Annotated in this window: 19 protein-coding genes; 13 read left to right on the top strand and 6 right to left on the bottom strand. The window is 63.9% G+C overall.

Features of this window, described 5'->3' with window-relative positions; translation table 11 throughout:
- Positions 1–6: 6 nt before the first annotated feature.
- From ACFZAI_RS17105 to ACFZAI_RS17095, 3 genes are read left to right on the top strand one after another with little or no spacing between them, the layout of a single operon-like run.
- A complete protein-coding gene (locus ACFZAI_RS17105) occupies positions 7–933 on the top strand; it encodes an ABC transporter permease (protein ID WP_054421016.1) in 927 nt (308 codons plus the stop codon).
- 7 nt (positions 934–940) lie between these two features.
- On the top strand, positions 941–2,671 hold the full coding sequence (locus tag ACFZAI_RS17100; protein WP_391568034.1) for an ABC transporter ATP-binding protein: 1,731 nt from the start codon (positions 941–943) through the stop codon (positions 2,669–2,671).
- 25 nt (positions 2,672–2,696) lie between these two features.
- Positions 2,697–3,905: an amidohydrolase family protein gene (locus ACFZAI_RS17095; RefSeq protein WP_391568033.1), complete on the top strand. Its 1,209-nt coding sequence runs from the start codon at positions 2,697–2,699 to the stop codon at positions 3,903–3,905.
- Between the two features lie 92 nt (positions 3,906–3,997).
- Here the strand turns inward: ACFZAI_RS17095 and ACFZAI_RS17090 are convergent, their stop codons facing one another.
- Positions 3,998–5,470: a YdgA family protein gene (locus ACFZAI_RS17090; protein WP_391568032.1), complete on the bottom strand. Its 1,473-nt coding sequence runs from the start codon at positions 5,468–5,470 to the stop codon at positions 3,998–4,000.
- 303 nt (positions 5,471–5,773) lie between these two features.
- Here ACFZAI_RS17090 and ACFZAI_RS17085 point away from each other — a divergent pair, with 303 nt between their 5' ends.
- The 4 genes from ACFZAI_RS17085 (at position 5,774) to ACFZAI_RS17070 (ending at position 10,433) form a co-directional block, all read left to right on the top strand.
- The gene (locus ACFZAI_RS17085) at positions 5,774–7,318 is read left to right on the top strand and encodes a DEAD/DEAH box helicase (RefSeq protein ID WP_391568031.1); all 1,545 of its coding nucleotides are present in this window, start codon (positions 5,774–5,776) and stop codon (positions 7,316–7,318) included.
- A gap of 56 nt (positions 7,319–7,374) precedes the next feature.
- On the top strand, positions 7,375–8,004 hold the full coding sequence (locus tag ACFZAI_RS17080) for a LysE family translocator (protein WP_391568030.1): 630 nt from the start codon (positions 7,375–7,377) through the stop codon (positions 8,002–8,004).
- Positions 8,005–8,114: 110 nt separating this feature from the next.
- On the top strand, positions 8,115–9,722 hold the full coding sequence (locus ACFZAI_RS17075; RefSeq protein ID WP_391568029.1) for a peptide chain release factor 3: 1,608 nt from the start codon (positions 8,115–8,117) through the stop codon (positions 9,720–9,722).
- 24 nt (positions 9,723–9,746) lie between these two features.
- On the top strand, positions 9,747–10,433 hold the full coding sequence (locus ACFZAI_RS17070) for a hypothetical protein (RefSeq protein WP_391568028.1): 687 nt from the start codon (positions 9,747–9,749) through the stop codon (positions 10,431–10,433).
- Positions 10,434–10,517: 84 nt separating this feature from the next.
- On the opposite strand, the gene bfr is transcribed toward ACFZAI_RS17070, so the two are convergent.
- From bfr to rpoN, 4 genes are all read right to left on the bottom strand, one after another.
- Positions 10,518–10,994 (bottom strand): bacterioferritin, encoded by a 477-nt coding sequence (gene bfr / locus ACFZAI_RS17065; protein ID WP_006216785.1) that lies wholly within the window; start codon positions 10,992–10,994, stop codon positions 10,518–10,520.
- Positions 10,995–11,381: 387 nt separating this feature from the next.
- A complete protein-coding gene (locus ACFZAI_RS17060; RefSeq protein WP_391568027.1) occupies positions 11,382–12,293 on the bottom strand; it encodes a DMT family transporter in 912 nt (303 codons plus the stop codon).
- Positions 12,294–12,510: 217 nt separating this feature from the next.
- A complete protein-coding gene (locus ACFZAI_RS17055; protein WP_050448875.1) occupies positions 12,511–12,792 on the bottom strand; it encodes a bacterioferritin-associated ferredoxin in 282 nt (93 codons plus the stop codon).
- Positions 12,793–12,915: 123 nt separating this feature from the next.
- Positions 12,916–14,361 carry an RNA polymerase factor sigma-54 gene (gene rpoN, locus ACFZAI_RS17050; protein WP_391568025.1) on the bottom strand — a complete coding sequence of 482 codons (1,446 nt, stop codon included), beginning with the start codon at positions 14,359–14,361 and terminating at the stop codon, positions 12,916–12,918.
- Here rpoN and ACFZAI_RS17045 point away from each other — a divergent pair.
- The 3 genes from ACFZAI_RS17045 to leuA all read left to right on the top strand — a co-directional run bounded on the left by ACFZAI_RS17045 (position 14,360) and on the right by leuA (position 18,307).
- Entirely contained in the window at positions 14,360–15,028 is a 669-nt protein-coding gene (locus tag ACFZAI_RS17045; protein WP_391568024.1) for a hypothetical protein, read from the top strand. The two genes, rpoN and ACFZAI_RS17045, sit on opposite strands and share 2 nt — an antisense overlap.
- A gap of 191 nt (positions 15,029–15,219) precedes the next feature.
- A complete protein-coding gene (locus tag ACFZAI_RS17040; RefSeq protein ID WP_391568022.1) occupies positions 15,220–16,197 on the top strand; it encodes a tripartite tricarboxylate transporter substrate binding protein in 978 nt (325 codons plus the stop codon).
- A 397-nt stretch (positions 16,198–16,594) separates the two neighbouring features.
- A complete protein-coding gene (gene leuA / locus ACFZAI_RS17035) occupies positions 16,595–18,307 on the top strand; it encodes a 2-isopropylmalate synthase (protein WP_391568021.1) in 1,713 nt (570 codons plus the stop codon).
- A 146-nt stretch (positions 18,308–18,453) separates the two neighbouring features.
- On the opposite strand, the gene ACFZAI_RS17030 is transcribed toward leuA, so the two are convergent.
- Positions 18,454–19,782 carry an amidase gene (locus ACFZAI_RS17030; RefSeq protein ID WP_391568020.1) on the bottom strand — a complete coding sequence of 443 codons (1,329 nt, stop codon included), beginning with the start codon at positions 19,780–19,782 and terminating at the stop codon, positions 18,454–18,456.
- A gap of 319 nt (positions 19,783–20,101) precedes the next feature.
- Here ACFZAI_RS17030 and ACFZAI_RS17025 point away from each other — a divergent pair, with 319 nt between their 5' ends.
- The 3 genes from ACFZAI_RS17025 to ACFZAI_RS17015 all read left to right on the top strand — a co-directional run bounded on the left by ACFZAI_RS17025 (position 20,102) and on the right by ACFZAI_RS17015 (position 23,184).
- Positions 20,102–21,115: a substrate-binding domain-containing protein gene (locus ACFZAI_RS17025; protein WP_054421003.1), complete on the top strand. Its 1,014-nt coding sequence runs from the start codon at positions 20,102–20,104 to the stop codon at positions 21,113–21,115.
- A gap of 79 nt (positions 21,116–21,194) precedes the next feature.
- Entirely contained in the window at positions 21,195–21,992 is a 798-nt protein-coding gene (locus tag ACFZAI_RS17020) for a phosphodiesterase (RefSeq protein ID WP_391568018.1), read from the top strand.
- Between the two features lie 136 nt (positions 21,993–22,128).
- On the top strand, positions 22,129–23,184 hold the full coding sequence (locus ACFZAI_RS17015; RefSeq protein WP_391568017.1) for an ABC transporter ATP-binding protein: 1,056 nt from the start codon (positions 22,129–22,131) through the stop codon (positions 23,182–23,184).
- Positions 23,185–23,189: the final 5 nt, after the last annotated feature.

The following is a 23,189-nucleotide window of genomic DNA, read 5'->3' as shown; positions in this document are numbered from 1 at the left end:
ATCAACATGATTGCTCGCATCGCTCCAATGTTTGCCCGCGCCGCCGACAGCGACCTGTGGCACAGCTTCAAGCGTTCGCCCGGCGCCATCATCGCCGCCATCGTCACGCTGATCATTTTGCTGGGCGCGCTGTTCGCGCCCGTCGTCGCGCCGCATAACCCGTTTGATCTGGCCTCGCTCAGCATCATGGACGCCAACACGCCGCCGGCCTGGGAAGAGGGCGGCAGCCCCGACTTCCTGCTGGGCACCGACGACCAGGGCCGCGACATCCTGTCGGCCGTGATGTATGGCTCGCGCGTGTCGCTGCTGGTGGGGTTCGCGTCGGTGCTGTTCTCGATGGTGCTGGGCGTTACGCTCGGCCTTATCAGCGGCTACGCCGGCGGCCGTATCGACAGCTTCATCATGCGTATCGCAGACGTGCAGCTGTCGTTTCCGGCCATCCTGGTGGCGCTCTTGATCGACGGCGTGGCGCGCGGCCTGTTGCCGCGCGACATGCACGACCAGCTGGCGCTGTATGTGCTGATCTTCGCCATCGGCATCTCGGGCTGGGTGCAGTACGCGCGCACCGTGCGCGGCTCCACGCTGGTCGAGCGCAACAAGGAATACGTGCAGGCGGCGCGCCTGATCGGCATCGGCCCCTTCACCATCCTGCGCCGCCACATCCTGCCCAACGTGATGGGCCCGGTGCTGGTCATCGCCACCATTCACCTGGCGATCGCCATCATCACCGAGGCCACGCTGTCGTTCCTGGGCGTCGGTGTGCCGCCCACAGCGCCGTCGCTGGGCACGCTGATCCGCATCGGCAACAGCTATCTGTTCTCGGGCATGTGGTGGATTTCGATCTTCCCTGGCATTGCGCTGGTAGCGCTGGTGCTATCGGTCAACCTGCTGGGCGACTGGCTGCGCGACGCGCTCAACCCCAAGCTGCGCTGAGGACGTCATGGCCCTGTTGAACATTGAAGATATCCGCATCGAATTCCCCAGCCGCCGCGGCACGCTGGTGGCGGTGGACGGCGTATCGCTGTCCCTGGAAAAGGGCGAGATCCTGGGCGTGGTGGGCGAGTCCGGCGCGGGCAAGTCCACCATCGGCAACGCGGTCATCGGCCTGCTGGAAGCGCCCGGGCGCTTGGCCGGCGGTTCTGTGCTGCTGAACGGCGAACGCATCGATACGTTGACCCCCGCGCAAAAGCGCAAGGTGCGCGGGCGCCGCATCGGCATGATTTTTCAAGACCCACTGACGTCGCTGGACCCGCTTCAGACGGTGGAAAGCCAGCTGGTGGAAACCATGCAGGTGCACCTGAACCTGTCGCACGCCGAAGCGAAGAAACGCGCGGTGCAGCTGCTGGTGCAAGTGGGCATCGATCAGCCGGAACTGCGCGTCAAGCAATATCCGCATCAGTTCTCGGGCGGCATGCGGCAGCGCGTAGTGATTGCGCTGGCGCTGTGCTGCGAGCCCGAAGTCATCATTGCGGATGAACCCACCACGGCGCTGGATGTGTCCATTCAGGCGCAGATTCTTGAGCTCTTGAAGAAGCTGTGCCGCGAAGAACAGGTGGGCATGATCATCATCACGCACGACATGGGCGTGATTGCGGATGTGACCGATCGCGTGGCGGTGCTGTATCACGGCAAGCTCGTCGAGCAAGGCCCCACGGCCAAGATTCTGGGCGACCCCGATCATCCGTACACGCGCAGCCTGATTTCGGCCGTGCCGCGCCCTGACATCAAGCTCAAGCGCTTTCCGTTGGTCACCTATATCGAAGACGTGAAGACGCCGTCGCAACCGCTGGATCTGGCCACGCATTGGCTGGGCCAGCGGCGCGACTTCGGCGTGCAGACGAGCGGCCCGCTGGTGCAGGTGCGCGACCTGTCCATGCGCTTCGTGCTGAAAAGCGCGCTATTCAAGCGCAACCAGCGCACGCTGGATGCCGTCAAGCGCGTGAACTTCTCCATTGGCGAAGGCGAGGTCTTCGGGCTGGTGGGCGAATCCGGCTCGGGAAAATCCACGGTAGCGCGGCTGATCTCCGGCTTGTACACGCCATCCGAAGGCTCGGTCACGTTTGGCGGCACTGACCTCACGGCGCTCAAGGGCGAGAAGCAGCTGAACCCCTTCCGCCGCCAGATTCAGATGATCTTTCAGGACCCGTTCTCATCCCTTAACCCGCGCATGCGCGTGCTGGACATCATTGCCGAGCCCATCCGCTTCCATAAGCTGGCGGCCAACGAAGCTGAAACGCGACGCATCGTCGCCAACCTGCTTGATGTGGTGGGCCTGGGCGACCGCGCCGCCGAACGCTTCCCGCACGAGTTCTCGGGCGGCCAGCGCCAACGCATCTGTATTGCCCGCGCGCTCGCCACGCGTCCGCGCTTTTTGATTTGCGATGAACCCACGTCGGCGCTGGACGTTTCCATTCAGGCGCAGATTCTGAATCTGCTGAAAGACCTGCAAGAAGAGCTGGGCCTGACGATGCTGTTCATCAGCCACGACTTGCCCGTGATTCGCCAGATGTGCGACCGCGTGGGCGTGATGCGCTACGGCGAATTGCTGGAAGTGGCCGAAACGGAAAGCCTGTTCGATCACCCGCAGCACCCTTACAGCCAACACCTGCTTGGGCTGATGCCGCGCCTGCAAACCATGTCCCGCCAGGGGCTGGATGTTGTCGCAGGCTGACGCCCAGGCGCAATCGGAGCAAGACATGACGGCGACACGACAGACCCTCTTCATCGGCGGCCAGGTTTTCGATGGCGAGGGCAAGGTATTGCGCGATCACGGCGTGCTGGTCGAAGACAAGCGGGTAGCGCGCGTGGCGCCCGCCAGCGCCTTCGAAGGCTATGCGGGTTTGCAGGTCAACACCACCGGCATGACGCTGATGCCCAGCCTGGCGGACTGCCACGTGCATCTGGTCTACACAGGCGGCGCCGATCCCAATGCGCAATTAAGCAAGCAGGGGCCGGCGCAGATCACACTGACCGCGCTGGAAAACGCACAGGCCAGCCTGCGCGGCGGCGTCACCGCCTTGCGCGACTGTGGCGGCAAGGACTATCTGGAATTCGGCGTGCGCGACGCAATTGCGCGCGGCGTGTTTCCCGGCCCCACCATCAAAGCGTCCGGCCGCATCATCTGCATGACAGGCGGACACGGCAACCGAATCGGCCGCGTCGCCGACGGCTGTGAAGACGTGATCAAGGCCGTGCGCGAACAAGTGCATGCCGGCTGCGATCTCGTGAAGATCATGGCCACGGGCGGCGTCATGACGCCGGGCGTGAGCCCGATGGATGCGCACTACAGCTTCGATGAAATGAAGGCGGGCGTGCACGAAGCCAAACGCTTTCGGAAAAGCACGGCCAGCCATGCGCAAGGCACGCAGGGCATTCTGAATGCCGTGCGCGCGGGCATTGATTCCATCGAACACGGCATCTTTATGGACGACGACTGCCTGCGCGAAATGCTGGAAGCCGAAACCTATCTGGTGCCCACCATCGCGGCAGTGCGCAACATCATCGCCAACGCCGACAACGGCATCCCGGCCTACGCGGTGGAAAAGGCGCGCGCCGTTGAACAGCGCCATCGTGAATCGTTCCAGATGTACTACAAGGCAGGCGGCCGCATCGCGATGGGCACGGACGCAGGCACGCCCTTCAACCTGCATGGCGAAAACGCCATGGAGCTGGCCTACATGGTGGAGTTCGGCATGACGCCCATCGACGCGCTGATCGCCGGCACCTCCCGCGGCCACGACCTGATGGGCCTGACGGAACACGGCGTCATCGCCGACGGCAAGGTGGCTGATCTGCTGCTGGTGCAGGGCGACCCCACGGAAGACATTCTGAAGGCGGCCGACAAGCGCTTTCATGTGGCGGTGCTGCGCAATGGCGAGGTCGCCGCGGGCGCGCTGCCGTTCTGAACCGCGCCGGGTTCAATCAACCATAAAAAAAGCCGCCGCGCCCATCGGACGCGGCGGCTTTTTAATTGGCTTGGCCGGTGACTGCCTGCGCCTTAGCGCGCACCACCCATCGCGCCGCTCATGACCATCATCAGGAACTGCTCAACCGGCATCTTCTTGCCGTTGAAGTCCACTTGGCCATCCGCGTAGTTCAGGTAGGTGACGATGTTGTTGTTCTCGACCTTGGCCATGCCCATTGCGGTGGCCATGGTGCCGACCATTTCGGCCTGGCCCTTGGCGGTTTGCACGGCTTGTTCGGCCGGCACGCCGCGCATTTGCGGTTCGATGGCCATCAGGTCGCTCAGGTTGCCCTTGGACAGCACCAGCTTGGCGTCCAGCTTGCGCACGGCCTGCGTCAGCGTGTCAGACAGGTCACCTTCCATGGACGCCGGCTTGGCCAGGTCCAGGTTCAGGTTGAACGTCGACGTGCCATTGGCGGTGCGCACTTCCAGCGGCGCCACGGCCAGCGTCGGGTTGCCAGCCAGCAGCAGCTCAACGTTGGTCTTCAGCACCTGTTGCTCTTCGGGCGTGAACTCAGGCGATTGCTGCTCGCCCTTGCTTTGCATCATGCGGCGCGAGGCGGCTTCATAGACGTCGTTCAGCGCCTTGAACGCCTTGGCGTCCAGCTTCTGCAAGTCCAGGGCCAGCTTCATGCCGGCCACGTCCTTGGCCTGCACGTTGATCATGCCGAAGTCCAGCGCCATCTTGGCGCCGACGGCCGAACCGTTCTCCGTCACGTCAACGGCAATCGACGTGTCCTTGAACTGAACCGGCGGCTTTTCCTTCGAGGTGATCGTCCAGTCCTTGAACGTCAGCTTCTGGCTGCCCACGTACAGGTCATTGGCCGACGGCGTCATGTCGCTGGTCAGCGTGATGCCTTGCAGGGTCATGCCGACGATGTCGCTGTTTTCGGTCTGGCCGGCCAGCACCAGCTTGTCGGTCTTCAGGTCGAAGACGCCGTGCTTGGTGCCGGTGGCGTAATCCACGTTGCCCGTCATGCCCGAGAACGTCAGGCTGGTGTCGCCCTTGGCGACTTCGGCGGGCGCAATGTTGAACTTGCCGCTGATGTTCTTGCCATAGCTGACGCTGTAGTGGCCGGTCACGGGCGTTGCGCCCTTGGACGCCGCGAACCATTCCTTGACGGTCGGGGTCTCTTCCAGCGCGAAGTCGCTGGCGACCATGGCGGGCATGAAGGCGCCCGACTTCAGGTTCGACAGGGGCAGGGGGCCGTGCGACAGGTGCTCGACGAACACCAGATCGCGGTCTTCGGCAGGCTTGCCTTCAGCGGCGGGCGTCGTGAACTTCACGCGGTAACGCGCGGTGGACGAAAACACGCCGCGTTCAAACGACACCAGCTCAACGGCCGATGCGATACCCCACTGGTCGCTGAGCTTCTTCAGTTCGACGTTGGCGTTGTCGATCGACTGCTTGACGAAGTCCTCGGCCTTTTGGCCCGTGAACCAGGCAGTGCCCGTCCATACCGCGCCCAGAACGACGACCACGCCCACTAGTGCCGATTTCTTCATAGCGATCCTTTATTCTTCAAATGGATATAAGCGCACGGATTATAGGGAGTGCAGCCTAGGGAAAACACTTATTTGGTTCAGAGGCACTGCAATTTGTTACTTGGTGATACTGCGGTGCGTAATCCATTCGGTGCTGCACCGCCACATCAGCTACAATCCCGCCGTGTGCTTTGCCAATCTGCACACGTCCGCTAGGCCCTTCGCTGCCAAGCTTCGCCCATCAGGGCGCTTCCCTTTTCTCCTTATTCGTCCGCCTGGATTGGAGTCTCTCAACTTGAGCGACGGGCTGCCGCTGGAGTTGTTTTGACTACCTCTTCCCCTTTTGCCGACCTCGGGCTGGCTGATTCCCTGTTGCGCGCCATTGCCGAAACCGGCTACACCGCGCCCACCCCCATTCAAGCCCAAGCCATTCCTCAAGTGCTGAAAGGCGGCGACCTGCTGGCCGCTGCGCAAACCGGCACCGGCAAAACCGCCGGCTTCACGCTGCCCATTCTGCATCTGCTGTCGCAGCAGAAGCCGGAAGGCCGCAAGCCTGGCCGCCCCCGTTGCCTGATCCTGACCCCGACGCGTGAGTTGACCGCGCAGGTGGCGGAATCGGTGCAAACCTACGGCAAGTACACCTCGCTGTCGTCCATGGTGATGTTCGGCGGCGTCAACATCAACCCCCAGATCTCCGCGCTGCGAAAGCCGCTGGACATCCTGGTGGCCACCCCCGGCCGTCTGCTGGACCACTGCGGCCAGAAGACGGTTGACCTGTCGGGCGTGGAAATCCTGGTGCTGGACGAAGCCGACCGCATGCTGGACATGGGCTTCATCCGCGACATCCGCAAGATTCTCGCGCTGCTGCCCAAGCAACGCCAGAACCTGCTGTTCTCGGCCACGTTCTCGGACGAAATCCGCACGCTGGCGCGCGGCGTCCTGAACAACCCGGGCGAAGTCTCGGTCACCCCGCGCAACACCGCCACGGAACTCGTCACGCAGACGGTTCACCTGGTCGAACAGCACCACAAGCGCGACCTGATCAGCCACATCATCCGTGAAAGCGGCTGGCATCAGGTGCTGGTGTTCACGCGCACCAAGCACGGCGCGAACCGCCTGGCTGAAAAGCTGGTCAAGGACGGCCTGACCGCCGCCGCGATCCACGGCAACAAGAGCCAATCCGCCCGTACCCGTGCGCTGGCCGGCTTCAAGGACAGCACCGTGACGGTGCTGGTCGCAACCGACATCGCCGCCCGTGGCCTGGATATCGACCAGCTGCCGCAAGTGGTGAACTTCGAACTGCCCAACGTGCCGGAAGACTACGTGCACCGCATCGGCCGCACGGGCCGCGCAGGCGCCACCGGCGCCGCGGTCTCGCTGGTCGACAACAGCGAAATCAAGCTGTTGAAGGACATCGAACGCCTGATCAAGAAGACGATCGAGCGCAAGCCCGTGGAAGGCTGGACTCCGCCTGCCACCAGCGCAGCCGCCTTTGACCGCCAGGAACGCGATGAAGACGCGCGCAGCCCGCGCGGCGGCAATCGCAATGGCGGCGGCGGCCGCGGCGGTAACGCCGGCCGCGGCAATGGTGGCGGCGGCGCCGGCGCCGGCCGTTCGCGCCCCGCACAAGGCCAAGCCCGCGCCGCTGCGGGCGGACGCGCCCCGGCGCCTGCCCGTGCTGGCGGCGAAGGCCGTGGCAATGGCGTCGCGCGCGATGGCAAGCCTGCTGACCGTCCGGCGCACGCCGGCCGCGGCGAAAGCCGTCCGCAGCAAAGCCAACGCCGTCCGGAGGGCTCTGGCCGTCCGGCTGGCAACGGCGGTTCGGGCCGCCCGTCCGGCGGTCCGCGCGCAGCGCTGCTCGGCAAGTAATTCCAAGCAGGTAATATCCCGGCACCCACATCCTGCGATCCAAGGACCCGCGCATCATGCCTTTATCCACCTGGTTGACGTTCTTCCTGGCCTCCTGGGCCATTTCGTTCTCACCTGGGGCGGGCGCGATTTCCGCGATGTCTTCCGGATTGAAGTACGGCTTTGCACGCGGCTACTGGAACACGGCCGGCCTGATCATGGGCATCCTGTTCCAATTCGTCGTCGTGGCCGTCGGGTTGGGCGCGGTGCTGGCCACGTCTGAAATGGCCTTCAATGTGGTCAAGTACCTGGGCGTGGCTTACCTGATTTATCTTGGCGTGCGCCAGATCCGCACCGACGCCGCGCCCGTCGCGGTGGATGCGGGTGACCCCAAGCAGGCCTCGATCCGTGAACTCGTCATGCGCGGGTTCCTGATCAACACCATGAACCCGAAGGGCACGGTGTTCCTCTTGGCCGTGGTGCCGCAATTCGTGGACCCGGCGCTGGCGCTGACCCCTCAGTACGCCGCGCTGGCCGCCACGCTGGCTTTTACCGACCTCGTGGCCATGGGCGTGTACACGCTGCTGGCCGCACGCGTGCTGCGCATGCTGCGAGACGCCAAGCACATCCGCTGGATGAACCGGACCTTCGGTTCGCTGTTCATCCTGGCGGGCGTGTTCCTGGCGTCATTCCGCCGTCATTCCTGACGCTGACCCCGTGGGGCACGCACCGGCAACGGTGCGTGCCCCATGCGTTTCATGCACGTCGCCGGACCGCACCGGCTGGAAGATGCGGCGTTAAGTAGAATCCCCCGATCATGAATATCCCTCAAGAAGTCGCGCGGCGCAGAACGTTCGCCATCATTTCCCACCCTGACGCGGGTAAGACCACGCTGACCGAAAAGCTGTTGCTGTTCGCAGGCGCGATTCAGATTGCCGGCAGCGTGAAGGCGCGCAAAGCGTCGCGCCACGCCTCGTCCGACTGGATGGAAATTGAAAAGCAACGCGGCATTTCCGTGGCGTCCTCGGTGATGCAGATGGAATACCGCGACTGCGTCATCAACCTGCTCGACACCCCGGGCCACCAGGACTTCTCTGAAGATACCTACCGGGTGCTGACGGCGGTGGACGCCGCGCTGATGGTGATCGACGCCGCCAACGGCGTGGAACCCCAGACGATCCGCCTGCTGCAGGTTTGCCGCGCGCGCAACACGCCCATCATCACGTTCATCAACAAGATGGACCGCGAAGTGCGCGAGCCGCTGGAACTGCTGTCTGAAATCGAAGGCCACCTGGGCATGGACGCCGTGCCGTTCTCGTGGCCGGTGGGCATGGGCAAGTCGTTTGGCGGCGTGTTCGACATCCGCCGCGACCGCATGCGCGTGTTCCGCCCCGGCCAAGAACGCCGTTCCGACAACGACGACGTCATCGAAGGCCTGAGCAACCCCGAAATCGCCCGCCGTTACGGCTCGGCATTCGACCAGGCCAGCGGTGAGATCGAACTCATCAACGAAGCCGCGCCCGCGTTCGACCGCGAGCAGTTCCTGGCCGGCAAGCAGACCCCGGTGTTCTTCGGTTCGGCCATCAACAACTTCGGTGTCCAGGAAGTGCTGGATGCGCTGGTCGACCACGCGCCGCCCCCGGGCCCGCGCATGGCGCTGCAACGCGAAGTGCTGCCCGAAGAGCCCAAGTTCACCGGCGTGGTGTTCAAGGTGCAAGCCAACATGGACCCCGCCCACCGCGACCGCGTCGCCTTCGTGCGCGTCAGCTCCGGGCGCTTTGAACGCGGCATGCGTTTGAAGGTGGCTCGCACCAACAAGGAAATGCGCCCGAACAACGTGGTGTCGTTCCTGTCGCAGCGGCGCGAGTTGCTGGACGAAGCCTATGCCGGCGACGTGATCGGTATTCCGAACCACGGTGTGCTGCAACTGGGCGACGTACTGACCGAAGGCGAAACGCTGCAATTCACCGGCCTGCCGTTCTTCGCGCCGGAACTGTTCCAGGCGGTGGAAGTGAAGGACCCCCTGCGCACCAAGCAACTGCGTACCGGCCTGACCCAGTTGGGTGAAGAGGGCGCCATTCAGGTGTTCCGCCCCGAGGCGGCAGGCGGCTCCTTGCTGCTGGGCGCCATCGGCCAACTGCAGTTCGAAGTGGTCGCCCACCGGCTCAAAACGGAGTACGGCGCGGACGCCAGAATGCTGCCTTCCCGCTACACAATGGCACGTTGGATTACGTCTGAAAACCCGAAGGCGCTGCGCAAGTTCATGGATGCCAATGCGGCTCATATCGCCTATGATGTCGTCGATGCGGCGGCGTTTTTGATCAGTTCCCCTGCGCAGTTGCGCGTAGCCGAGGATCTGTATCCCGAAGTGAAATTCCATGCCATGCGCGAACACGGCGGCAAGGTTTTCGGGGACAAGGCGTAAACCCGTTCGGGTTCCGCATGGCAGATGAGGGTAGCAATGTCTTGGCGTTTATTATTCGCAACGCTCCTGATCGCGCTTGGCGCGTCGGCCTGGGGCGGGATTCAATTGGGTGACTGGCTGGTGGCGCATGCGCCGCCCGCCGCACCGGCTCCTGGTCAGGACGCGGCCGCTTCACAGCAGCCCGTTCTGGATGCCAACGGGCGTCCGTATGTGGCGCAGCCGCCGCAGCCGCGCATTGACGGCACGCTGGGTGTGCCGGACAAACCGGCCGACCGGCAATGGCAGGTCAATACCGTGTCGTTGTTCGACACCGTCAGCGACCCGGCCGTCAAACTTTCCCGAGAACGCATCACGCCGGAACAGGCCCGCGAAATCGCGGCCGCTTCTGAAGTGCCGCTGCCTTCTGGCACGTCGGACGTGACCACCATGGATCTGCAAGTTCCGGGCACCTCTACCGCCATCAATGGCGGTCAGGTGCAAGCGGGAGGCTACGGCACCCCCCAAATGGTGCAAGCGCCTCCGCCCCCGCCCAACACGTCGCCGGCGCCCGGCGCCCCCGGCTGGCAAGACGCGCTCAAGCGCGAACTGGCCCAGTGCGCAACCCAAGGCTTCTTCGAACGCCCGTCGTGCTCGTGGAACGCGCGCAATAAATACTGTGCGCCGAACCGCGCCTGGGGCACGATGGCCGAATGCCCGGCCCGCCCGCAGTAAGCGCAATCCGCAACTGACTCCGCAAAAAATAATGGCGCCCCGTGGGGCGCCATTATTTTTGCCTTGGCAGATAACGCGTGCGCGTTATTCAGGCACGGACATCTGGCTTTGCAGGTAGTTCTGGATGCCGACCTTGTCGATCAGATCGATCTGCGTTTCCAGATAGTCGATGTGCTCTTCGGTGTCGTCCAGGATGTCCTGGAACAGATCGCGCGACACGTAGTCACGCACCGATTCACAGTAGGCAATCGCTTCCACGACGGTGGCATGCGCGGCTTGTTCCAGCTTCAGATCGCAAGCCAAGAGCTCGGGCACATCTTCACCGATCAGCAGCTTGTGCAGGTCTTGCAGGTTGGGCAGGCCATCCAGCATGAAGATGCGGGCGATCAGGCGATCCGCGTGCTTCATTTCACCGATGGATTCTTCGTACTCGTGCTTGCCCAGCTTGTCGAAGCCCCAATGATTCAGCATGCGGGCATGCAGGAAATATTGGTTGATGGCCGTCAGTTCGTTGGTCAGTTGCTTGTTCAGAAACTGGATGACGGTTTTGTCGCCTTTCATAATGGACTCCTTGCAGTCAGGCGCGACGCGAGTGCATCGCGACAGAGGAGCGCACGATGCCGCGCGTACGCAACCCCGGCAGACTACCATCAGCCGGCAGGCCGCGCCTAGCCTTGCGCTGCATTTGGTAAACCGCTTTAGAACCGCTACAAGAAAGCGATACGCCAATGAGAATGAGTATGCGTGCGTGATGCCTTGCACAGACCAGGCAAGGGTTATGCGGCCTGTGCGGCATTGAGGCGCGGGAATCGGTCCCTATATTGTGCGGGCAATGTTCAATATCGCGCATCCAAGCGAACAATATCGGCCTGAAGATGGCGTTATGTGCGTCGTTGCATATCGGCAACCCAAACGCGCCAAAACATCACATTTTGTCCGGCGAGCCGATCAGGCCGCTTTGCGCGTGGTCAACCAGATGCCGAATGCGATCGGCACAATGCCCAGCAAATCCAGCCACGACACCGGTTCGCGCAGCACCAGCCAACCAAACAACAGGCCCAGCGGCGGCATCAGAAAATGCAGCGCACTGGCCGATGTGGCGCTGGCGCGCGTCAGGATCATGAACCATAGGTAGTAGCCGCCCATCGACACCGCCACGATCATGTAGGCCATGCTCCACGCCAGGCTCGCGGTCAGGCGCGCATCGCCCAGGCTTTCGTTCATCAGCGCAAAAGGCAGCAAGGCCACGGCCGCCGCCAACGATTGAATGCCAGTCGCCGTCCACAGGCCCGCCTGGGGCTTCAAGCGCTTGTAGAGCAGCGTACCGGCCACGAGCGCAATCAGGCCACCCGTGACAAGCAGCGTGCCATGCAGGTCCTCCTGCATGCCGCTCAAGCGCGACCGCAGCACCAGCGCCACGCCCGCCAATCCCAGACACAAGCCCAGCAGCTTGCGCCAGCTCAGCTGTTCACCCAGCACTGGCCCCGCCAACACGCCAATCAACAAGGGGTTGGTGCTGATCAGCACGGCGGTGAAGGCGGATGACACGGTGGTCATCCCGGACCAGCTCAGGCCCAGGTACAGCGCGTTATTCAGCACGCCCAACAGAATCAGCGCGACGAGGTCACGCGCGCTGGGCCGCTTGCCTTGGCGGCTGGCCGCCGCGATGCCCAGCATCAGGGCGCCTGCGATCAGGAAACGAATGGTCAGAAGCGTCAGGGGCGGGCAGTCCCGCACCGCGATCTTGGCCGCGGCAAAGGCGGAACTCCACAAGAAGCAGAATGCGGCGATCGGCACCCAACTGATCCCCGGCGCGCCGTTGGCGGTCGAGGCGGTTGAAACGGCAGGCGTGGCCTTCATCGGAGATCCAGGTGGACAGGGCGCCACGCATGCCGCGTGGAGCAGGCATTCTGCGCGCCTGCCCAGGCGCGCGCAAGCCATCAGCGGGCGGATCGCAACTGCCGGGAGGTTTTAAGAAAGCGGGGGGATCTTGCGGGAGGAAATGCGGTGGGAATGCGGGTACAAAAACAGCGCGGCCCGCTGCGTCAGGCAGCGAGCCGGTAAGGGCGGGTCACGCTCAGCCTGCGGCGACCAGCGGAATGGGGAAGCTGCTGTTGTTGGCAGCTGCACCCGATTCCACGAGCGTGGCAGGAGCGTTGACCGGAACGGCAATGGAGCGGACGTCACATACGCTGGAGCAGCGGCCGCCTGGCAGGTATTCGGCGGCGGTTGCCGCGCAGCAGCCGCAGCACGTGGCTACGCCCAGCTCGAATTGCAGGTCGGACAGGGTCGTCGCGCCTCCGTCCACGCTGGCGCGGACTTGGCGTTCGGTGATGGCATTACATACGCAAATGTACATGCGAATGATTATCGAAAATTATTCGAGCAAAGACAAGTCCCCTGCGCGAAAAAAATTTGCAACGGATTTGTCACGCAAGCCCTTGAAACATTGGACGAATCTCAAAAAGATTCGTCCCCTATTTCAACGCGCCGAGGCCTGCGCCTTGCGCACCGTTGCGGGGGCAATCCGCAACGCTTCGCGGTACTTTGCCACCGTCCGGCGGGCAATCACTATCCCCTGATCGGCCAGTTTTTGCATGATCTGGCTGTCGGACAAAGGCTTGGCGCGGTTCTCATCGGCCACCATTTGGCGGATGAAGGTTTGCACCGCAGTGGCCGAGGTGGCGTCGCCGCCGTCCGTGGAAACGCCCGCGCCGAAGAAGCGCTTGAGCTCCAGCGTGCCAAACGGAGTGAGCATGTACTTCTGCGTTGTGGCGCGTGAAATGGTCGATTCGTGCAGCCCGAGCTCGCCCGCGATGTCTTTCAAAATCAACGGACGCATCGCTGACGGCCCCTGGCTGAAGAACGCGGTCTGGCGTTCGACGATGGCCTGGGCGACGCGCAGAATCGTGTCAAAGCGCTGTTCGACGTTGCGGATCATCCATCTGGCCTGCTGCAACTGGGATTGCAGGCCGGCGTGCGCCGACTCCTTCTGATTGCTCAGCATCTGCGCGTACAGCCCGTTGATCTGTAAACGCGGCACGGCGGCGCTATTCAGCGTCACCTGCCACCCGCGCCGGGTTTTGCGCACGATGACGTCCGGCACGGCGTAGTCGGCGGCCGGCACGGTCCAGGCGCGGCCCGGGCGCGGCTCCAGCCGCAAGATTAGCGAATGCGCAGCGCGGAAGGTGGGGTCGTCGCAGCCCACGGCTGCGCACAGGCGGGCGGCGTTGCCGGTCGCCAACAGCGGCAGGTGCTGCGCGCAGATCTGCCGCGCACACGCCAGCACGGCGGGGTCGGCGGCTTCGGGCAAGCGGGTCAGGTCGGGGTTGCGCAGCTGCAACAGCAGGCAGTCGGCCATGTCGCGAGCCCCGATGCCCGCCGGGTCGAACGATTGCAACAGCGACAGCGCCGCGCGCAGCTCGTCCAGGTCGGGCTCCATTTCGGCGGGCAGCCAGCTGAGGATTTCTTCCAGGGGAGACCCCAGGTAGCCGTTCTCATCCAGCTCGTCGATCAGCAGCCCCGCCAGCGCGGCGTCTCGCGGCGCCGCGCGCGTCAGCATCAGCTGGCCCAGCAGGTGCTCGCGCAGCGTATCCGGGCGCGCTGCCTCGGGCGGGCCGGAATCTTCATCGGAATAGACCCCGCCCGAACCCGGCATTTCGTCCACCGGCGTGTCGCGTTCGGCCGCGGGCTCGTCGTCCTGCACGGAAGATTCGCGCTCGGATTCGGCTTGCGCCTCGGCAGCCGGCGTGTCGTCTTCACGTTCCAGCAGCGGGTTGTCCGCGAGCACTTGCGAGATCTCGGCCTCGAGGTCGAGCGTAGACAACTGCAACAATCGTATCGATTGTTGTAGCTGAGGGGTCAGCGTCAAATGCTGGCCAGGTCGCAGTTCTAAAATTGGACGGGTCATAGGTACAATATTTTGCATGATGAATCTGACTTCGCCCGCAAGCGTTCGCCAGGACAGCCGACTTATCGGCCAGACCCTGCTCAAATTGGCGCTTCCCCGACTCGTTGTGCGCGCGATAGTCATCGCTGTCGCCGTCGTCCTTTGGTATCTCGTCGCCTCGTGGATACTGGATTTCGGCAAACGCATGAACTACGACTTCCTGCATAGCCTGGGCCAGCCCACCCTGGACATGGCGCAGAAGGTGAATCCGTATATCTGGTGGGTCGTCGCCGGTATCTGGACGCTGATCGTCTTCTTCTCGGTGCGCGCCTGGTTTTCGGCCAGCCTGGCCTCGGGCGCGGCAACGCCGGTGGGTACCGATGTGCTGGCAGAACTGGCGCCGAACCTGTCGGAAGAATCGCTTGGCGTGCTGCGCTGGACGTGGGGCGACCGCCAAGAGCCCTTCACTGTAGGCGACTTGCGCCGCTCACTGTCTGAAATTCGCCACAATCGCATCGGCAAGATCGCGATGGTGGCCGAACAGGCGCAAATTCTGGAAGGCCCCGCGACCCGCCCCACGCGCGATCCGCGCGACGATGGGCGCCGCGAGCCGCGCAGCGAAGTGCGTGGTGAGGTCCGTGGCGAAGTCCGTGGCGAACCCCGCGGCGACCGCTACGTCGAACCGCGCATCGGCCCGGCCCGCTAAGCGCCAGAAGCATCACACGCAGACGACAGGCCGCCGACAAGGCGGCCTGATTGTTTCAGTCCTCTGCCAGCCGGCTTTTTCTATACTGGCCCCTCCAGGCTCGCGCAACCGCGGGCCGCGCACACACCAAAGAACATCTACCGGCACCGAGACAGGCCGGATGCGCGGCCGGCCCCCTGGAGTGAAGCACCATGTTCCGTACCCCCGTCCGGTATGCCGCCGGCCTGTTGGTGGCCTGTTCGGCCGCGTTCGCCGCCTCGCCGGCCCTGGCCGCCTGGCCTGACAAGCCCATCACTTTCGTCGCCCCGTTCAGCGCGGGCGGCGCCAATGACCTTGTCGCCCGCATCATCGCGAAAGCCGTTGGCTCGACCTTGAATCAGGCCGTTATTGTGGAAAACCGCCCCGGCGCAGGCGGCGTCGTGGGCGCTGCGCACGTGGCGCGCAGCGGCGCCGATGGCTACACGTATCTGGTCGGCAGCAATGGCACCGTCACCAACAGCCTGATCCGGTCGGACCAGCCCTACAAAGACGAAGAACTGACGCCCGTGGCGCTGCTGTCCATCACGCCGTCCGTCATCGTGGCCAATCCGTCCAACCCGGCCAAAGACCTGAAGGACTTCGTCGCGCGCGCCAAGCAGGCAAAGACCGACCGCATCACGTTTTCCACCGCCGGCAACGGCAGCACGCCGCATTTCGTGGCGGAGATGGTCAAGGAAGCGACGGGACTGCCGGTGGAACCCATCGCCTACAAGAGCGGCTCGGAAGGCGTGACGGCGGTGATCGGCAATCAGGTCGACGCCACCTCGGAAGCCAGCATCGTGACGCTGCCGCTGATCCAGAGCGGCAAGCTCAAGGCGCTGGCCACGACCTGGGACAAACGCATGGCCAGCGCGCCCGATATTCCGACGACTGCCGAACAAGGCTTTCCCGCGATCCGCATCGGCCACTGGGCAGGTCTGTTCGCACCCGCGGGGACGCCAGCCGATGTGTTGGACAAGATGAACGCCGCCGTCGAAAAATCTTTGCAGACGAAAGAAGTGCAGGACGCCTTGCGCCAAAGCAGCATCGAACCCGGTGGCGGCTCGCGCGCAAGCTTCGTCGAATTCGCAGCAAGTGAACGCGAACGTCTGGGTAAAGTCGTGAAAAACGGGCATATGCAGACGCAGTAACTTCGTCTGATTTTTGCCTAAACCCGCGCGGGGATGCGATGCGTCCCCCGCTTTTTCTGTTTGCGCTGGCTGGCAAAGTGTGTTTGACTAGCAACCTATGGCCGCTTACCGCACCTCCCTCGCGATTGCCACCGGACGCTCCGCCGCTCCGGTCGCCGGCCTGCGCGCTCGTTCCTTCAACGCCGCCGCGCTATCGCTATACCTACCGATCGGTTGCCGGGCCTAGTGTCCCCGTGGTAGCTCGGCAGCCACGTTTGCCACACGCGATTTCCCCTTTTTAGTTGTGAATCCTGCCGGTCAATCACGGCAAATCCAGGCGCAAGACCGTCATCCGGTCATACGCGCCGCCGAGACTTAGTGCTCCCGGGATTCAAAAGAAACCGATCGAGGTGTAGTAATGATGCTTGCCAACCCCGCCACCAAATACGTCCCCTTCGCGCCCTTTACCCGCGACTTCTCCGAACGCACCTGGCCCAGCCGCCGCATCACCAAAGCGCCGATCTGGATGAGCACGGACTTGCGCGACGGCAACCAGGCCCTGATCGAACCCATGAGCGTCGAGCGCAAGCTCCGCTTCTTCGAACAGCTGGTGAAGATCGGCTTCAAGGAAATCGAAGTGGGTTTCCCGTCGGCATCCCAGACCGACTTCGATTTCGTGCGCAAGCTCATTGATGAAAAGCGCATTCCGGACGACGTGACCATCATCGTGCTGACCCAGTCGCGCGAAGACCTGATCAGCCGCACCGTGGAAGCCGCCGCGGGCGCCAAGCAAGCCATCGTCCACATGTACAACGCGTGCGCACCGGCCTTCCGCAAGGTCGTGTTCAACATGACGAAGGAAGAGATCAAAGGCATCGCCACCACCGGTACGCGCCTGATCAAGCAATACACGTCGCAGCGCCCGGAAACCAAATGGAGCTACGAGTACTCGCCCGAAGTGTTCAGCACGACTGAACCCGAATTCGCGCTGGAAGTCTCGGATGCCGTGGCCGACGTCTGGCAGCCCACGCCTGATCACAAAATGGTGTTGAACCTGCCCGCCACGATCGAGGCCACCAGCCCCAACTTGTACGCCGACCAGATCGAGTGGATGCACAAGAACCTGGCTCGCCGCGACAGCATCGTGTTGAGCGTGCACCCGCATAACGACCGTGGCACGGCCGTGGCCGCCGCCGAATTCGCCGTGATGGCCGGCGCCGACCGCATCGAAGGCTGCCTGTTCGGCAGCGGCGAACGCACGGGTAACGTGGACCTGGTCACGCTCGCCTTGAACCTCTACACGCAAGGCGTGCACCCCGGCCTGGACTTTTCCGACATCGACGAAGTTCGCCGCTGCGCCGAGTACTGCAACCAGCTGCCGGTGCACCCGCGCCACCCGTACGCGGGCGACCTCGTCTTCACGGCGTTCTCCGGTTCGCACCAGGACGCCATCAAGAAGGGCTTCGCGCTGCAACAGGCCGACGCCGTCTGGGAAGTGCCTTACCTCCCGATCGACCCCGCCGACCTCGGCCGCAGCTACGACGCCGTCATCCGCGTGAACAGCCAATCGGGCAAGGGCGGCGTGTCGTACCTGCTTGAACAGGAACACGGCCTGGTCTTGCCGCGCCGCTTGCAAATCGAATTCAGCCGCGCCATTCAGCGCGTCACCGACGAGACAGGCCGCGAAGTCACTGCCGACGACGTCCACACGATTTTCAACCGCGAATACCTCGAGCAGAAGTCGCCGTGGAAGCTGATCCGCCACCGCATCGACGGCAATCCGTCGGCCGGCGAAGGCCAGCACTTCAGCATTGAAGCCGAACTCGAATACAACGGCGAACGCCGCATCGTGACGGGTAAGGGCGACGGCGCCATCTCGGCCTTCGTGGCCGCGCTGGACGTGCCCGTGCGCATCATGGACTACCACGAGCACGCCATCGGCACCGGCACCGACACGCGCGCCGCCTCCTACGTGGAACTGCGCGTGGGCGAATCCAGCACGGGCTTCGGCGTGGGCATCGACCGCGACATCGTCACCGCGTCGTTCCAGGCTGTACTGAGCGCCGTCAACCGCCACATCAATTCGGGCGCCGTCACGGCGGCCGAAACGGAAACCGCCGAGACCGCGTAATCCGCATCTTCGGCTACCAGTAAGCGCCTGACGCAAGCCCGAAACATGGGCTTGCGGCCCCCAAGAACACACCGCTTCTTGGCGCGGCATGGCAACAAAAAAAGCCCGCCTTATCTGGCGGGCTTTCTGCTTTCAACGCCTCGTGTTCAGCCGCGCGGCCACATATCGGATGCGCCGATGTCGGGCGTGTTTGCGGCCAGCAATTGCTCGTGCACCCACGCGCCGATGACCAGCGTGCGGTAGTCGTCATAGCGCTGACCGATCAGCTGCAAGCCCACCGGCAAGCCTTGCGGGCCGGTTGCAAAAGGCAGGTTCAGGCAAGGCAGGCCAAACAACGTCCACGCGCGCGAGAATTGCGGATCGCCCGTACCCAGGTCGGCGAAAGGCGCTTCGCCCGCAGCGCTGGGCGCCAGCACCACATCAAAGTTCTCGAACCAGCTGTTCACCCGCGCACGGGATTCCTCGGCGCGCGCCAGATTTCGGATGTGTTCTTCCGCCGTGATCTGCGCACCCGCTTCCAGCACCGCCTGAATCTTGGGGCTGAGCTGGCTGGCGTGTTCCAAGCGTTCGTAAGCCAACGATTGCGAGGCCTCGAACGCCATGATGTCGGCATGCAGCTGCACCAGCATGCAGTCCTGCGGCGGCAGCGGCACTTCTTGCACGAAGGCGCCTGCCCGCGACAAGGTGGCGGCGGCCTGCGCGAAGGCTTCTTTCGTTTCAGCTTGCGCATGCCGCCATTGCAGCGTGCGGCACATGCCAATGCGCGGCTTGCCCTCGTAAGCCAGATTCATCATGCGCGGGTCACGCATCATGACCGACGCGAACAGCGCCACGTCAGGCACCGACCGCGCGAAGCCGCCCACCGTGTCCAACGATTCGGCCAGACTCTTCACGCCGGCGCGCGGCACCGCACCAAAGGTCGGCTTGAAGCCCACGATGCCGCAGTACGACGCGGGACGGATGATGGAGCCCGCGGTTTGCGAACCCAGCGCAAACGGCACCATGTCGTCAGCCACCGCAGCGGCCGACCCGCTGGACGACCCGCCCGGCGTGTAGGCCTCGTTGCGCGGGTTGCGGGTGGGGCCGGCTTGATAAGTTGCGAATTCGGTGGTGACCGTCTTGCCGACCACCACGGCGCCCGCGCCGCGGCACAACGCCACGGCGGCGGCATCCAGGCCGGGGCGGTGGCGTTCATAGATGGGGGAGCCATAGCGGGTGGGCAGATCGACCGTGTCGAACAGGTCTTTGACGCCGATCGGCAGGCCATGCAAGGGGCCGCGCAACGCGCCGCTATCAAGCACTTGCGCGTGGTCCAGCGCCGCCTGCTTTTGCAGCGCCGTCCAGGCATGGATGGTGTTTTCGCGCTGCTCGATGCGGGCAAAGCAGGCCCGCACCAATTGCACCGCGGTTAACTCGCGCCGTTGCAGCTTGTGCGCCGCTTCCAGCGCGCCAAGTCTGTTTAAGGCAGTAGACATGATCCTTTCCTCTTTACCGGCGCCGCGCATCACGCGTGGCAGCTGAACTCCGCATCCGGTCCCCTTGACCGAGGGTCTGTCCATACTTGCCCGTGCGATTGGCGACGAGGTTGAAGCGGACCGATCCCAGCCATTGTTCGCATCGCGTCAATTAGGAAAAACACCGAAAACACCTTGTTTTACGGGGTCAACCGGCTGCGCTGCGCCATGGCTTTCTGTTGTTGCGGTTTCACCAGCATAGCGCAAACCCGTGCAATACAAAGGTCATATTTGTCTTGTAAGATGAAATCGTTTTCAGTAATCCGACAGCAATATAGATATGGCTACGCGCCCGTCGCCCCGCTTTTCCATCATTGAAGTGGCTCGCAAGGCGGGGGTTTCTCCGGCGACGGTGTCGCGCGCGTTCAATCAGCCCGAGATCGTGCACCCTGACACGCTGGCGCACATCCGCAATGTGGCCAAGCGCGCCGGCTTCCGTCCGAACCGGGTCGGCCGCAGCCTGCGTTCGGGCAGCACGCGCACCATCGGATTGATTCTCCCCACGTTGTCGAACCCCGTCTTCGCTGAATGCTTTGAAGGCGCGGAACGGCGTGCGCGGGAATCGGGCTACAGCGTCATGCTGACCGCTACCGGCTACGACCCCGCCGTGGAGTCGGCAGCAGTGCAAGGGCTGATGGACCATCAGGTGGATGGGCTGATCCTGACCGTGGCGGACGTCAACAAGAGCGCCACGCTGGACGATCTGGACAGCGCCGGCATGCCATACGTGCTGGTCTACAACGAATCCAACACGCACCCGTTTGCGTCCGTCGACAACCGCGCGGCAGCCAGCGACATGGTCGCGCATCTGGCCGCGTTGGGCCATCGCCGCATTGCACTGGTGACGGGGCCGTTGACCGCGTCCGACCGTGCGCGCCGCCGCCTGACCGGTGCGCGCGCCTGCGCCAAGAAGCTGGGCCTGGACACCGTGCAGCACATCGCCATGAGTTCACACACGGGCAGCGACGCCGACGTGCTGAAAGCCGCGCTGCGCGGCAAGCAGGCGCCCACGGCGCTGTTCTGCTCCAACGATCTGCTGGCCACGGCCGTCATCGCCGACCTGGTGGCGCTAGGCTTGCGCGTGCCCGCCGATATTTCCGTCAGCGGTTTTGACGGCATGCGCTTTGGCGCCTTGCTGACGCCGCCGTTGACGACCGTGGCGCAGCCCAGCGACGGCATCGGACAAACCGCGTGCTCGAATCTGCTGGCACAGATTCACGGCCAGCCGCCCCAATCGAATCGCCTGCCGCACTGCATCGTGGTGGGCGGCACCGCAGCCGCCGTTCGCCGTTGATCCCTATTCCTGCTGATCCCTACTACCGCCGATCCCTACTACCGCTGATCCCAATACTTCCCGACATTCCGCACGCATCATGCTCATCGCACAAATCACCGACCTGCACATGCGCACCCCGGGCGACAAGGCCTACGGCATCATCGACCCGGCCGCGTTTCTGGCGCCGGCCGTGCGCGCGCTCAATGCCCTGACGCCGCGCCCCGACTGCGTGCTGATCACGGGCGACCTGACCGACCTTGGCCGCCCGCACGAATACGCGGTGCTGCGCGAACACCTGCAAGCGCTGGAGATTCCGTACTTTCTGCTGCCCGGCAATCATGACGACCGCGCACAACTGCGCGCCGCCTTCCCCGACCATGCTTACCTGCAAACGGGCGGCGACTTCATCCAGTACGCCATCGAAAACTATCCGCTGCGCATGCTGGCGCTGGACACAGTCGTGCCGATGAAGAGCCACGGCGAACTATGCCAGGACCGCCTGGACTGGCTCGCCGCGCGCCTGGCGGAGCAACCCGGCCGGCCGACGCTGGTGCTGATGCACCATCCGCCATTCCTGACAGGCATCGAGCACATGGACGCCATTGGCCTGCTGGCCGGCGCGCCGGAGCTGGAACGCATCATCGCGCGCTTTCCGAACGTTGAACGCGTGCTGTGCGGGCACTTGCACCGCACCATCTTCCAGCGCTTTGGCGGCACCATTGCGTCGACCTGTCCCGGCACCGCGCATCAGTTGGCGCTGGAGCTGGGGCCGCGCCCCACGCTGCAATACATCATGGAACCGCCGGGCTACCAGCTGCATTGGTGGCAAGGCAAGAACCTTGTCACTCACCACGCCGTTATCGGGGATTACCCCGGGCCTTATCCGTTTGCCTGAGCCGTTTGCCTGAGCCGTAGACCGGGGGCTATAACCCCCGGGCATTGCCACGAATCCGTCATGTTTGCGCTGCACAATGAAAAGGTTTTCATAACAGGCAACAATGCGGATCTAACAATTAGATCGTCGAGACAGCATGTCATCCATCGTTCTGGATAACCTCACCAAACAGTATGGCGGCGCCGCCGCGATTCACGGCGTGAGCTTCACCGTGCCAGCGGGCAGCTTCACGGTGCTGCTGGGCCCGTCGGGCTGCGGCAAGTCGACCACGCTGCGCATGATTGCCGGGTTGGACACGCCTACCTCGGGCACCATCCACATCGGCGACCGCGACGTCACCCAACTGCCGCCGGCCAAACGCCGCATATCGATGGTGTTCCAGTCGTATGCGCTGTTTCCGCATCTGTCAGTGCGCGAGAACATTCTGTTTGGCCTCAAGGTGCGCAAGGAACCGGCGCGTGACTTCGACCGCCGCCTGCAACGCGTGGCCGGGCTGTTGGGCCTGGGCCATCTGCTGGACCGCAAGCCGTCGCAATTGTCGGGCGGGCAGCAGCAGCGCGTGGCGCTGGGCCGCGCGGTGATTTCGGAAGCGCCGGTGTGCCTGATGGATGAGCCGCTGTCGAACCTGGATGCGCAGCTGCGCCACGAGATGCGGCGCGAAATCCGCGCCTTGCAGCAAGACCTGGGCATCACGATGGTGTACGTGACGCACGACCAGACCGAAGCCATGAGCATGGCGGATCAGGTGGTGCTGCTGCGCGGCGGCCAGATCGAACAGCACGATACGCCCGACGCCTTGTACGCGCGTCCGGCCAGCGAATTCGCGGCGCGCTTCATCGGCACGCCCCCCATGAATCTGATCGGCCTGGCAAGCCTGCAAGGCGCAACCGTCATCGCCGGCACGCAAGGCCCCGTCATCGCGAATGCGCCGGCGGGTGCGGTCAAGCTTGGCGTGCGCCCCGAACACATCCGCATTGATGGCGACGGCATTCCCGCCACGGTGGAAAGCGTCGAGTATTTCGGCGCGGACTCCATCGTGGTCTGCCGCGTCGGCGACACCAGCGGCGTGGCCGTGCGCGTGGGCGGCCATTTACGCGCCCGTGCAGGCGAGGCCTTGCGCCTGTCCTGGCAGGACGCCCAGCAGCATTTCTTTGCCGCCGATTCGGCGGTCATCAACACCGTCGGGCGCTAGAAGAC

This window comes from Achromobacter sp. NPDC008082, from assembly GCF_042957345.1.
Taxonomy (GTDB): domain Bacteria; phylum Pseudomonadota; class Gammaproteobacteria; order Burkholderiales; family Burkholderiaceae_B; genus Achromobacter; species Achromobacter kerstersii_A.
This window is presented reverse-complemented; position numbering and strand designations above follow the sequence as displayed.